Below are 12,442 nucleotides of genomic sequence, written 5' to 3'. Positions count from 1 at the left end.
AGGGGGACATGGTGAAGCGTTCGGCGCGGGTGTTGCGGGCACTGCCCCGTACCCTGCGCGAGGACCTTGCGACCACGGCGGTCGACCCGAACGGGCAGCCGGGGAAACCGCGTTGGCTGGAGTGGCGGCCGGTGATCATGGTGCCGCTGGTGATGATCGCGGTGGGGGTGCTCATCGCGGGCAGCAACCAGTACGCCTTCGACTTCGGGATGGGCGTTCAGCTCGGTGTCCTGCTCGCCGGGGTCCAGTCTGCGGCGATCGTCGTCGCCCTGTACCGTCCGCTCCAGGCATGGTGGGCATCGATGCTCGCCATGGTGCTGGTCACCCCGTTCGCCGCGAACGTCGGCTTCGGGACGCGGATACCGTGGGACGGAGCGTTCCCCTGGAGCGGGGCCGGGATCGCGATGCAGGCAGGGGTGCTGTTCCTGCTCGCGCTGCGGCTGCGCCCCCGGATCGCCGCCGAGACCCTGACGATCACCGTGCTGGCGGGGCTGCTCTGCGGAGCGAGGACCCCTTGGCGCAACGCCAACGACATCCGCATCGCCATCGGCGTCCTCGTCATCACAGTGGTGCTGGGCATCGCGCTGCGCAGCCTCGCGGTGGCCCGTACCCGGCTGGTCGAACAGGAGGAGCTCACCGCCGAGGAGCGCGCCAGACGGACCCTGCTGGAGGAGCGCAATCGCATCGCACGCGAGCTGCACGACGTGGTCGCCCACCACATGTCGGTCATCTCCATCCAGGCACAGGTCGTCCCGCACCTGGTCGAGAACCCGTCCGACGAGCTGCGGGAGAACGTAGAGGGCATCCGCAGGAACGCGGTCGACGCGCTCACCGAACTGCGCCGGGTCCTCGGCGTACTGCGCTCCGAGGACCCCCTGCCGCAGGCCGCGCGGCACGCCCCCCAGCCCACGCTGGAACGGCTGGACGAACTGATCGGCAACGCGCGCAAAGCCGGGGTCGAGATCGCCGCCGAGACCACCGGGGAGCCGCGTCCGCTGTCGCCGGGTGTCGAGCTGTCGGCGTTCCGCATCGTGCAGGAGGCGCTCAGCAACGCGATGCGGCACGCACCGGGGGCCCGGGTGCGGGTGGAGATCCGCCACCGGAGCTCCGGGGTCACGGTGCGCATCACCAACACCGCGCCGGTCCGCCCCGCCCCGCCGACCACGGGCGCGGGCCACGGCCTGCTCGGCATGCGCGAGCGCGCCGCGATGCTGGGCGGAGAACTCGCCACCGGCTCCACCCCCGACGGCGGCTACGAGGTCACTGCGATACTGCCCGCCCGGCCCGTCGCAGGGCCCATCGACCGCACCGATCCCGCAGACCCCGCAGACCCCGTAGATCCCACCGACCCTGCCGAGGACACCCGATGACGGCCATCCGCGTACTGATCGCCGACGACCAGATGATGGTCCGGCAGGGTTTCACGGTGCTGTTGAACGCCGAACCCGGCATCGAGGTCGTCGGCCAGGCGGTGGACGGAGCGGACGCCGTGGAGAAGGTGGCCGAACTGGCCCCGGACGTCGTCCTGATGGATATCCGCATGCCCCGGCTCGGCGGCATCGAGGCGACCCGCATCATCACCGGGGCCGACGGCGCCACCGTCAAGGTCCTCGTCCTGACCACCTTCGATCTCGACGAGTACGTCTACGAGGCGCTGCGCGCGGGCGCGTCCGGGTTCCTCCTGAAGGACGCGTCGGCCGACGAACTGGCCCATGCGGTAAGGGTGGTGGCGGAGGGCGAGGCCCTGCTCGCCCCGAACATCACCAAGCGGCTGATCGCCGAGTTCGCCCGGGTGAGCGCCGGTCCACGAGCCCCGCTCAGGGATCGCACCGGCGAACTGACGGAGCGTGAGACCGAGGTCCTGGCCCTGATCGCACAGGGCCTTTCCAACACCGAGATCGCCGCACGCCTCGTGGTCGCCGAACAGACCGTGAAATCCCATGTGGGCCGGATCCTTTCCAAGCTGGGTCTGCGCGACCGCACCCAGGCGGCGGTCCACGCCTACGAAACGGGCCTGGTACGCCCGTCCGGCTACTAGCCGCTTCCACAACACGACCCGCTTACCACCTGCACAACACAACGCAACGCACCCGGCGCGGCGTCCGTGCCCGTCGCTCGCTCCGGCATGCCCGGAGAACGGCGGGAACGCCACGAGACAGGGGCTTACGACCCGGGACCACCGAGCGGCCGAGGGCTGCCCGGCGAGTCGTCACGCCCCGCGAACCACGGCATCGAGCCGTTTCCGCGCACGGTCCGACCGATTCCGTATCCGACCGGAGGAACCGAAAAGTCCATGGGTACCACCCTCGTCATCACCAACGACTTCCCGCCGCGGCAGGGCGGCATCGAGACCTTCGTGCACGCGATGGCCACCCGGGTGCCGGACGACGACGTGGTCGTCTACACCTCGCACGAGCCCGGGGACACCGCCTATGACGCGAGCCTCCCGTTCCCCGTCGTGCGGGATTCCAGCCGCACCCTGCTGCCGACCGGCCGGGTCAGCCGCAGGGCCGTCGAGATCGCAAGGGCCCACGGCTGCGACCGGGTCTGGTTCGGCGCCGCCGCCCCGCTGGCCCTGATGGCGCCGGCCCTGCGGCGCGGCGGCGTACGGCGCATGGTGGCGACCACCCACGGCCACGAGATCTGGTGGGCGAGGACACCGGGTGCGCGCGCTCTGATGCGCCGGATAGGCGACGGCGTCGACGTGGTCACGTATCTGGGCCAGTACACCCGCGCCCGGATCGAGCCCGCGCTCGGCCCTCGGGCCCGCATGAGCCGGCTGGTTCCCGGGGTCGACGCCGGGGTGTACCGGCCCCGCGCCGGTGCCGGACCCGACCCGCGTACCGAACTCGCCCTGCACGGCAGGCGCGTCATCCTCTGTGTGGCCAGGCTCGTTCCCCGCAAGGGTCAGGACACGCTCATCCGGGCCCTGCCGCTGATCCGGAGCAAGGTGCCCGACGCCGAGCTGGTGGTGGTCGGCCGGGGGCCCGACGAGGCCCGGCTGCGCAAACTGGCGGCGCGGTACGGCGGGGGAGCGGTCCACTTCGCGGGCGGCGTCGCGCACACCGACACCCCGCCGTACTACGCCGCGGCGGACGTCTTCGCGATGCCGTGCCGTACCCGGCGGGCCGGTCTGGAGGCGGAGGGGCTCGGCATCGTGTTCCTGGAGGCGGCGGCGAGCGGTCTGCCGGTGGTCGTCGGCGATTCGGGCGGCGCTCCGGACACCGTTCTCGACGGCAGGACCGGCCGGGTCGTGGACGGCACCGACCCCGCGGCCGTCGCCGAGGCGCTGACCGGGATACTCCTGGACCCGGACCGGGAGACGATGGGCGCGGCGGGTCGTGAATGGGTCAGGGAGTCCTGGTCGTGGGACGCATCGGCCCGCCACCTGACGGACCTCCTCACGCCCGTCGAGGAGATGACGGCGCCCCTGCCGGGCGAGGAGTAGAGAGCCGCGCGGGGGCGGTGCGGTCAATCGGCCGGGGTTCGGCACGCCGCCGGTCCGTTGGCTTACTGATGGTGTACCGCCCCTGGCGATTGATGTGCCAATGGCTCAGTGGAACCCGCTCGGGTTGAGCCATGGGCCGCAGGGATGTTGTGATGTACCCGTCGATGGCGCTGCGGATCTCCGCGGCGCCTTTTTCATGCCGGTGTGCAGGGCCGGTGCACGGAAGCAGGAGCGTTTGGTGCTGAAGAGGATGTTCGTCGCCCCGGACCCGGGCCGGCAGCGGCTGCGCAGCAGCGTCCGGGCCGTCCTCGGCATCGGGCTCGCCGTCGCGGTGTGCGGTCTGGCCGGTCACTCCCTGGTCGCGGCCGTCACCGGCGGCCTCGCCGCGCTGCTGGCCCTGTTCACGGTGCTGGACACCACGGTGCGGGCGCAGGCGATCACCACCGCCCTGCTGCCGGTCGCAGGCTTCCCCGTGCTCGCCCTCGCCGCGGGACTGCACGACCACCCGGTGGCCCGCGACGTGGCGTTCCTCGCGGTCATCGGCACGGGTGTGTACGCCCGGCGATGGGGGCCGCGCGGCCACTCGCTCGGAGTGTTCGCATTCATGGCCTTCTTCACCACGCAGTTCCTCCACACCCTGCCCGGACAGCTGCCCGAGCTGTACTCCGCGGTCGCCCTCTCCCTGCTCGTCTCGTCGGCCGTCCGCTTCGTGTTCTGGTGCTACGAGCGGCGGCAGCCGGTCCCCTTCGTGCCCGCCCCGGTGACCGGCACCGGACTGGGCCGGGCGACCACCCGCCAGGCGGTCCAGGCGACCGCGGGCGCGGCCTTCGCGCTGATGGCGGGGCTCGTCCTCTCCGAGCAGCGCTGGTACTGGGCGGTGGGCGCCACCTGGTGGGTCTTCGTGAACACTGCCTCGCGGGGCGAGACGCTCGTGCGTGGCTTCCGCAGGATCCTGGGCACACTGGTCGGCGTACCCATCGGCCTGGCGGTCGTCGTCCCGCTGCACGGAGCGCCCGGGCCCACCGCGCTCGTCGTCGCGGCCGGTGTCTTCGGGATCTTCTACACCGCCGCGGTCTCCTACACCTGGATGGTGCTCTCGGTGACGGTGATGGCCGGTGCGCTCTACGGACTCCTGGGCGTGCTGGACCCCGCCCTGCTCGTGCTGCGCCTGACGGAGACCGGCGCGGGCGCGCTCGGCGCGATGCTCGCGGTGCTGATGGTGCTGCCGGTCACCACGCACGCCACCACCGACGCCTGGATCCAGCGGGCCCTGCGCTGTGTGCACGCCTGCACCGCGGAGGCCGCCGCACGGCTCTCGGGATCCCCGACCGCCGATCCCGCGCCCCGGATCGCCGAGCTGGAGGCGCTGCTCGGCCGGGTACGGATGTCCCTGGCCCCGCTGGTCCACCCGCTCAGCCCGCTGCGCGCCCGCAAGGCCCGCGCACGTCAGGTGCTCGCCCTGCTGGACGCCTGCGCACGTGAGGTGCGCGGACTGGCCTCCGTCGCGGCGGACCCGGAGGCATCCCACGACGCCCGCCTCGCCGCCGCCTGCTGGCGGGTCGAGGCATCCGTGGAGGCCCTGACCGCCCCGGATCCGCAGCACCGGGCCGGCGTACCGGGCGTCCCGCCGCACGCGGCCGCGGCCGGGCCCGCGCTCGTCCATCTGCACGGCCTGGAGCGGGCACTGGCCGAACTCGCCGCACCACTGCACAGCGACCCGCGCGCGCCGCTGATCGGCGTGTGACCGGTGTGCGGAACGGCTTCGGACGCGTCCCTCCGGGCGGCCCGGGCAGCCGAGGCGCTGGTCTGGACCTGATGGCTGACTGCTACCGTCGCCCGGGAGGATCACGACGGCACGGGCCGCCGTGGTCGGTCGGCTGAGAGGGGCAGTGCGGTGACTGACAGTGCGGCGGGCAGCGGCGACGGCGCGGTGCGGGCGTTCATCGGGTCGTTCACCTCGGCGGGCGGACGGGGAATCACCGTCGCCGCCGTGGACCGGGAGACCGGGGCGCTGACCGTCCTCGGCGCCACGGATGCGGTCCCCGACCCCTCCTACCTCGCCCTGGGCCATGGGCCGGGGCCGGGCGGCGGCGCCCTCTACGCGGTCAGCGAGACCGAGCCCGGTGCGGCAGCCGCTCTGGACATCACCGGAGATGTACCGAAGCCGATCGGTGCGCTCCGCCCGGTGGACGGCGACGCACCGACCCATCTCGCGCTCGCGGGCGGTCATCTGCTCACCGCCAACTACGGCTCCGGCAGCGTGAGCGTCCTGCCCGTGACGCCGGACGGATCCCTCAGCCCGGCCACTGCCGTCTTCCAGCACGAGGGCAGTGGCCCCGACGCCGACCGGCAGCGCGGCCCGCACGCCCACCAGGTGCTGCCCGACCCCTCGGGCAACTGGGTGCTCGGCGTGGACCTCGGGACCGACTCCATACGGATCTGCGCGCTCGACATGACGACCGGGTCGCTGCGGCTGCACGGCGAGACGGCCCTGCGGCCGGGCACCGGACCGCGCCACCTGGCCTTCCACCCCGCCGGCGGTCACGCCTACGTCCTGAACGAACTCGAACCGACCGTCACCGCATGCCGGTGGAACGCGGTCGCGGGCGTCCTGGAGCCGGTGGGGGAGACCTCCGTGCTGCCCGCGCCGTCGGCGGAGGGCGGCGAACCGGCGACGTACCCCTCCGAGTTGGTCGTCTCGCACGACGGACGGTTCCTCTGGACCGCCAACCGGGGCCACGACAGCATCTCGGTCCTGGCGCTCGACGCGACCGGCGAGCAGCCGACCCTGGTCGCGACCGTGGACTGCGGCGGGCACTGGCCGCGCGACCTCGCACTCGACCCCACCGGCCGCCGGCTGTACGCGGCCAACGAGCGGTCCGGCGACGTCAGCTGGTTCGACATCGACCCGGAGACCGGCATCCCGCGTCGCGCCGGCTCACTGGCAGCCCCCGCCGCGTCCTGCGTGATCTTCGCCTGACCCGCGCCGCGCACAGCATGAACGCCGGACGGGCCCGGTTCTCCGGGCCCGTCCGGCGTTCATGCACCGACCGGCTGCCGGGCGCACCCGGCACGGGGTCAGTGCGCCTGGGCACCCTGCGGCGCGACGGGCGTGATGCCGAGCGTCGTCATGTACATCGAAAGCACGAGCTTGCCGATCGCCGGGTACGCGCCGAGCGGCTCGGCCGTCGCGCAGTCCGCCTCCTTCGCGGCGGCGTCCAGCAGCCCCTCGGCCACCTCCGGGCCCACCAGGTACGGGGCCAGCGCCAGCTGCGCCGAGCCGGAGCTCGTGAGCTGCTCGGCGATCGACGCGACCGAACCCTCGACGTCGAGCGCCGCCGCCATCACCGGAACCGCGAGCCGGGCGGCCAGCAGCATGCCGGTGATCCCGGCGGCCTGCACGGCCTCGTCGCCACCCACGGTGGCCAGCACGATGCCGTCTGCGGCGGTGGCGACCGTGAAGAGCCTGGCACGGTCGGCACGGGCCAGACCGGCCTCGGAGAGCCGCACGTGCAGCGCCTCGGCGAGCAGCGGGTGCGGGCCGAGCACATCGGTCAGCTCGACCTGCGTACCGCTGTCCATCACGGCCTGTCGTATCCGTCGGATCAGGGCGCTGTCCGGCCCCGCGAGCAGCGGTACGACGACCGCGGACGGCCCCTCGGGCGCGGCGACCTCACGGCCTGCGGCCTGCGCCTGCTCGTAGCGCGCGACACGCTCGGCGGCGCAGTGGGTGAGTACGGCGGAGAGCGTCGGGTACTCGTCGTCGTCGCCGTCGAGGTAGCCGATCCGGGCGTTGAGGCCGGGCAGCTCGGAACGGGCGATGCTGATCACCTCCTCGGCCAGGCTGCGCGTGGCCGAGGAGGGGGTACCGGGGACGGCGAGAACGAGCGCCGCAGCGCCCTCGGGTGCGACCACGGGCTCCGGGCGGCGGTGCCGTCCGGACTGGCGAGGTCGCGGCATTCGTACAGGCAGGCCGGAAGCGGGCCCAGTGGGGGTGCTCATGGCGCCGCATGCTACTGGTTTTGGGTGCGGCTCTGTTCGGGGAGGGTCCGGACAGGCGTTATCTGTCCCCTTTTATCCGATGGGCGGCTTACTGGTTGACTGTCCTGCTCTGTCGCCACCTATTCGGGCTTGTGCCCCGGCCCCTCACCAGGCACCCACAGGAGCGTCGGGTGGCGGGGCAGCCGCAGATTCCCGGTCGCCAACGCCTGGGCGATGGACAGCGCGCCGGTCAGTGGATCACCCGAACCGGGGACCGCCCGTGCCTGCGGAAGCTGTCGGGTCAGCTCCTCGCGCAGCGGTACGAGCAGCGGATCGCCCATCCGGAACAAGCCGCCCGTCAGCGCCACTTCGCACGGTTCGCCGTCGGCCCCCGCCTCCGGGCACACCGCCGCGGCCGCCTCCGCGACATGCGCCGCGGCCTCGCGCAGAATGCCCGCGGCGACCGGATCGTGCCTGGCGCAAGCGGCGACCTCGGGCGCGAAGGAGGCCAGCACGGCAGGCCGGTCGGTACGTGGATAGAGCAGCCCGGGAAGCTCCGGGGCCGGCCCGAACACCGCCTCCAGCCTGGACAGCAGAGCGGCGGATCCGCCGCGCCGGCCGTCATGAGCACGCATGGCCGCGTCGAGCCCGGCCCGGCCGATCCAAGCCCCGCCGCCGCTGTCGCCCAGCAGATGCCCCCAGCCGTCGGCCCGGCGCCAGCTCGTCAGGTCCGTGCCCAGCGCGATCATGCCCGTGCCGGCCGCTACGACCGCCCCCGGGCGCTGGCCGACCGCCCCCGCGTACGCGGTCACGGCATCGGCGGCCAGTGCCAGCCGCCGCACCCCGAGCGCGCCCTCCAGCGCCGAGGGCAGCTCCGCGCGCAACTGCCCGCCGAGCGTCGCCATGCCGGCGGCACCGATCGCCACCGCCTCGATCCCGGCGGCGTCCTCGCCGCCGCGCCGCTCCAGCAGCCGGCGGGCGGCGGGCAGCAGTTGTTCCAGCAGATGGGCGGCGTCGATTCCGGCCGCTCCGGTGCGCACCGGAGCGGCGCAGGCCGTCGTCGCCAAGGGGGCGGACAGGCCGACGGCGCCCAGGGCCACGCGCAGTCCCGAACCGCCCGAGTCCACGCCGAGCACGTACGGACCCGGTGCGCACTTCGCCTCGCCCGGACTCACACCGGTGCCGGTGCTTTCCGGCGATCGCCGCGGTGAGCTCATGGGCCGACTCCAGGAGAGGAAGACGAATGACGGCGGCAGCCTATCCCCCGTACCGCGAGAACGGGCCGGGGAGTGCGAGTTCGGAGGCCAGGACCGGCTTCGGGCCGGGAGCGGAGCGTTTACGCCGGTAGAGTGACGTTCCGTGGCACCACGACCGTTGAATGAAGTAGTCGAGCCCGGCTGGGCCGAGGCACTCGCCCCTGTGGCCGGACGCATCGCCGCGATGGGCGATTTCCTGCGTGCGGAGGTGGCGGCGGGACGCACCTATCTGCCCGCCGGAGCGAACGTTCTGCGCGCGTTCCAGCAGCCCTTCGACGAGGTACGCGTCCTGATCGTCGGTCAGGACCCCTACCCGACACCCGGGATGGCGGTGGGTCTGAGCTTCTCCGTGGCCCCCGAAGTTCCCCAGGTGCCCGGCAGCCTGGAGAACATCTTCCGGGAGATGCACACGGACCTGGGACTTCCGCGCCCGTCGAACGGCGACCTGACGCCCTGGACGCGACAGGGCGTACTGCTGCTGAACAGGGCACTCACCACGGCGCCCCGCAAACCGGGCGCGCACCGCGGCAAGGGCTGGGAGGAAGTGACCGAACAGGCCATCCGGGCCCTGGCCGCACGCGGCAAGCCTCTGGTGTCCGTGCTGTGGGGGCGCGACGCCCGCAACCTGCGGCCGTTCCTCGACGGCTACCCGGCGATCGAGTCCGCGCACCCCTCGCCCATGTCGGCGGACCGCGGCTTCTTCGGCTCGCGCCCGTTCAGCCGCACCAATGAACTCCTGCTGCGCCAGGGGGCCCAGGCCGTCGACTGGCAACTGCCGTAGGCCCTGTCGGCCCCGGAGCGGTACCGGCTCCTTCGCGGAGCCGGTACCACGCCGCCTTCCGGTTCATGCGCCGGTCGGTACGGTTCAGGGCGCGTCGCGCACCGTGCCGGTGAACACCGGCCCTTCCTGCGGCTCCCAGGAATCGCCGTAGGTCATCAGCTGCATCCGCAGTGATTCCTCGGGCTCCTCCAGTGCGTTGCGGACCGTGGGCACGGTCACCTCGGCACTCGGCTTCCCGGCGGGGACCACGGCCAGGAGGAACGCCGGCTCCGCCACCTCGGACAGCGGCCGGGCCGGATCGGGCGACTTGCCGAACGTGTCCCGCAGCCACGGTCCGTCGACGTCCGGGGTGGACAGTTCCGTACCCCGGCCGACCGGCTGGATCGCGAATCCGGCGGAGTCGACGTCGACATCGGCGACCGCGGAGAGCGAGATCTTCCAGCGCAGGCTCTGCCCCTCGGTGACCTGGTCCGCGACCGGCTTCACCTCGATCGTGGGCATCGGATCGTCGTTCCGTACGGTCACACCCCCGAGGTGGGAACCCACGACCGCACCCCGGACCGCCTTGACGAACACGCTGTGCGTGATGTCGTAGCCGAAGCGGGTGTTGCCCCGCACCTCGACCGGCACATCGATGTCATGGCTGCCCGGACGCACCGTCACCGTCCGGTGGGTGGGCTCGTCCTTGCCGGGCTCGGTGAGGAACAGCCGGACCTGTCCGCTGCCGCGTCCGGAGACGGTGACCGGAACGTGGTAGGTGCGGACCCCGAAGTCGCCTTCCTCGACCCTCAGATGGCCGATGTCCACGCGCGGCAGTGAGGCCGCCCGGACCGCGGGTGTGCCGGGGCGCCAGCCCCAGGCATCGACCAGCCAGGCCTTCCCCGAACCGCTTCCCGGGGTCAGCTCCAGGCTCTTCACATGCTTCAGGTCCACCTTGCTCCGCACGGCGGCGGAGAGCGGCACACGGATCTCGCGTCCCCAGTAGGAGGCCGTCCGGTCACTGCCCGGCAGCCCGTCGATCCTCGCGCGGCCGAGCGTCGCCCGTCGGCCCGAGGTGTCGGTGAGCGCGATGTCCAGCCGGGTGCCGGTGGTGTCGGGCGGCACGATCACCCGGAGCGCCAGCGACTCGGCGCCGGCCACGGAGACCGGACGCGCGGGACGGATCCGCACCGCACCGCCCGGCTTCGACCAGCGCATCGCGACCGCGTAGCGGCCGGGCTCCCTGGCGGTCTCCCACATGGCGAAGTGCGGGGATACGGCGGTCCCCTCGGGCGGCAGACAGGCACGGCCCGGATCGGGATCCACCTGCGCGCACACCCGGCCGCCCGTCACGGCCGTCGAGGTGTCCGGCAGGAACGCGGGCGTGCGACTCCCGCCGACCGCGTGGGTGAGCACACGCGCCTGACCCGCGGAGGGCGCGCGCCGGTCCGAACCGTCCAGCAGGGGGCGTACGCGGTCGTCGCCCGCGACGAACAGCCGGGCTGCGGCGGCGATGTACGTGGCTCCGGCGGCCTGCTGCGAAGTGGCGGTGAGCCGGGCCTTCTTGCCCGGCGTGCACACCGGGTCCGGTGTGTCGCCGTCCCAGAAGTCGTCGTCGGCGGGCGCTTGCGCCTGCCCCGGCGTCCACTCGCTGTTGAAGAAGTTGTGGTTGGCGCCGACCATGTAGACCGCGCTGTGCAGTGCGGCACCGCGGCTGACGCCCCGGGTGCCGTCGACGTAGATCTGGCCCTGGAGGTCGGACACGTCGCCGTCGCAGCCCGGCAGGATGGTCATGGACGGCACATCGGGAACCGGGTTCTGCCCGAAGACGGTCGGGCCGATCAGGACGGTGCCGCGAATGCGCCAGCGCACCGGGCCGCGGTAGCCGTCCTGGTCCGAGGGCGGCCGGGAGAGGCTGTCGAGCGCGGCCCGGTTGACGCCTTCGCCGCCCCGGGAGTGGCCCACGAGCAGCACCCGGGACATGTCGGCCGGGGGTGCGGCACGCACGGCCGCGGGCGCTGCGGACCGGTGGGCGGCCCAGTCAGCCCAGCGGGCGAGGTGCAGCCGCACCAGGGACGAGCGCGCCTGGGCGCCGCCGTCGTCGGCGCTGTCGTCCTGCCCGTTTATCCCGTTGGCCGAGACGGACACCGTGACGTAGCCCTGGGAGGCCAGGAGCTTCTGGTCGCGCAGATAGCCCCGATGGCTCGGTACCGGCCGCGTGCCCGCCTCGCAGGGCCAGGAGATGCCCTGGTCGTCCTTGGTGCCGAAGCATGTGTAGTGACGGCCGTGCAGGAACAGAGCGAGCGGTCGGCGCCCCGGCGCGCCGACCGGTGACACCACCGCGGCTCGCATCTCCACGGGGGCGCTGAACCCCGGCAACCGCACCGACTTCAGGGCGTACTCACCGCTGACGGTCCGGTACTTGCCCGGTACGCCGGGATCGACGGGGTTCGCGGGAGCGGGAGTGGGCGCCGGAGCCGTCGGCCGCGCCGCTTCGGTGGTCCGCCGGGCGTCCGGGGCCCGTCGGGCTCCCGAGCTGTCGAGACGCCGTCCGCCCGCCAGTGCCTTGAGGCCGGTCGCCGGTCCGATGCGCGCACCTTCGAGCTTCAGCCGGAACGTACGCCGGTCCTGCGCGGCGACCGGCCGGCCCAGGAGCTCGTCCCCGGAGTAGAACTCGACCCGGGCATCGCCCATGGGCACCGGGTGGGGCGAGGTCCAGACGAGCCGTTGCCCGGCTCCCGTACCGGTGATCCGCCAGCCCGAGGGGAGCCGGCCGTCCGGCCCTCCGCGCGACACAGTGGGGACAGCAGATGTGGCGGACCCGCCAGATATGACGGATATGGATTCGGCGGAAAGCCGGGTGTGGGCCGGTTGTGGCGACGCGCGCGCCAACTCCGGCCATCCCACGGTCAGAGTGAGTACCGCCAGTGCGGCGGTCGCCGTGCGCGGGACACGGATCAAGGTGGTTCCTCCTGGTCATCGGCGCTCGCGAACTCC

9 protein-coding genes are annotated in these 12,442 nt (G+C 73.1%); 6 read left to right on the top strand and 3 right to left on the bottom strand.

What is annotated here, in order from left to right; all coding sequences use genetic code 11:
• Nucleotides 1–8 precede the first annotated feature (8 nt).
• From ACIRJP_RS16065 to ACIRJP_RS16045, 5 genes are all read left to right on the top strand, one after another.
• Nucleotides 9–1,370, top strand: coding sequence for a sensor histidine kinase (locus ACIRJP_RS16065; protein ID WP_404174046.1), 1,362 nt, complete (start codon nt 9–11; stop codon nt 1,368–1,370).
• Entirely contained in the window at nt 1,367–2,038 is a 672-nt protein-coding gene (locus ACIRJP_RS16060; RefSeq protein WP_360929309.1) for a response regulator transcription factor, read from the top strand. The genes ACIRJP_RS16065 and ACIRJP_RS16060 overlap by 4 nt, the downstream gene beginning before the upstream one ends.
• A gap of 255 nt (nt 2,039–2,293) precedes the next feature.
• Nucleotides 2,294–3,448 (top strand): glycosyltransferase family 4 protein, encoded by a 1,155-nt coding sequence (locus tag ACIRJP_RS16055; protein WP_404173551.1) that lies wholly within the window; start codon nt 2,294–2,296, stop codon nt 3,446–3,448.
• A 238-nt stretch (nt 3,449–3,686) separates the two neighbouring features.
• The gene (locus tag ACIRJP_RS16050) at nt 3,687–5,192 is read left to right on the top strand and encodes an FUSC family protein (RefSeq protein WP_404173548.1); all 1,506 of its coding nucleotides are present in this window, start codon (nt 3,687–3,689) and stop codon (nt 5,190–5,192) included.
• 150 nt (nt 5,193–5,342) lie between these two features.
• Nucleotides 5,343–6,428 (top strand): lactonase family protein, encoded by a 1,086-nt coding sequence (locus ACIRJP_RS16045; RefSeq protein WP_404173545.1) that lies wholly within the window; start codon nt 5,343–5,345, stop codon nt 6,426–6,428.
• Between the two features lie 98 nt (nt 6,429–6,526).
• Here the strand turns inward: ACIRJP_RS16045 and ACIRJP_RS16040 are convergent, their stop codons facing one another.
• Together ACIRJP_RS16040 and ACIRJP_RS16035 are read right to left on the bottom strand one after the other, a co-directional pair.
• Nucleotides 6,527–7,450, bottom strand: coding sequence for a sirohydrochlorin chelatase (locus ACIRJP_RS16040; protein ID WP_404173542.1), 924 nt, complete (start codon nt 7,448–7,450; stop codon nt 6,527–6,529).
• A gap of 119 nt (nt 7,451–7,569) precedes the next feature.
• Nucleotides 7,570–8,646, bottom strand: a complete 1,077-nt coding sequence (locus ACIRJP_RS16035) for an N-acetylglucosamine kinase (RefSeq protein ID WP_404173539.1) — start codon at nt 8,644–8,646, stop codon at nt 7,570–7,572.
• A 142-nt stretch (nt 8,647–8,788) separates the two neighbouring features.
• Between ACIRJP_RS16035 and ACIRJP_RS16030 the strand changes: the two genes are divergently transcribed.
• The gene (locus ACIRJP_RS16030; protein WP_404173536.1) at nt 8,789–9,466 is read left to right on the top strand and encodes a uracil-DNA glycosylase; all 678 of its coding nucleotides are present in this window, start codon (nt 8,789–8,791) and stop codon (nt 9,464–9,466) included.
• Between the two features lie 84 nt (nt 9,467–9,550).
• Here ACIRJP_RS16030 and ACIRJP_RS16025 read toward each other — a convergent pair whose 3' ends face one another.
• Nucleotides 9,551–12,406 (bottom strand): hypothetical protein, encoded by a 2,856-nt coding sequence (locus ACIRJP_RS16025; RefSeq protein ID WP_404173533.1) that lies wholly within the window; start codon nt 12,404–12,406, stop codon nt 9,551–9,553.
• Between the last annotated feature and the right edge of the window lie 36 nt (nt 12,407–12,442).

Origin of the sequence: Streptomyces sp. NPDC102437 (genome assembly GCF_044765565.1) — a bacterium.
GTDB lineage: Bacteria > Actinomycetota > Actinomycetes > Streptomycetales > Streptomycetaceae > Streptomyces.
Note: the sequence above shows the minus strand (reverse complement) of the source record. Positions and strands in the feature narration are given on the sequence as shown.

What these genes read in the sequence shown, in the direction of transcription:
- ACIRJP_RS16065 (WP_404174046.1), top strand. Translation starts at nt 9, where the DNA reads ATGGTGAAGCGTTCGGCGCGGGTGTTGCGGGCACTGCCCCGTACCCTG.
- ACIRJP_RS16055 (WP_404173551.1), top strand. Translation starts at nt 2,294, where the DNA reads ATGGGTACCACCCTCGTCATCACCAACGACTTCCCGCCGCGGCAGGGC.
- ACIRJP_RS16035 (WP_404173539.1), bottom strand. Translation starts at nt 8,646, where the DNA reads ATGAGCTCACCGCGGCGATCGCCGGAAAGCACCGGCACCGGTGTGAGT.
- ACIRJP_RS16040 (WP_404173542.1), bottom strand. Translation starts at nt 7,450, where the DNA reads ATGAGCACCCCCACTGGGCCCGCTTCCGGCCTGCCTGTACGAATGCCG.
- ACIRJP_RS16060 (WP_360929309.1), top strand. Translation starts at nt 1,367, where the DNA reads ATGACGGCCATCCGCGTACTGATCGCCGACGACCAGATGATGGTCCGG.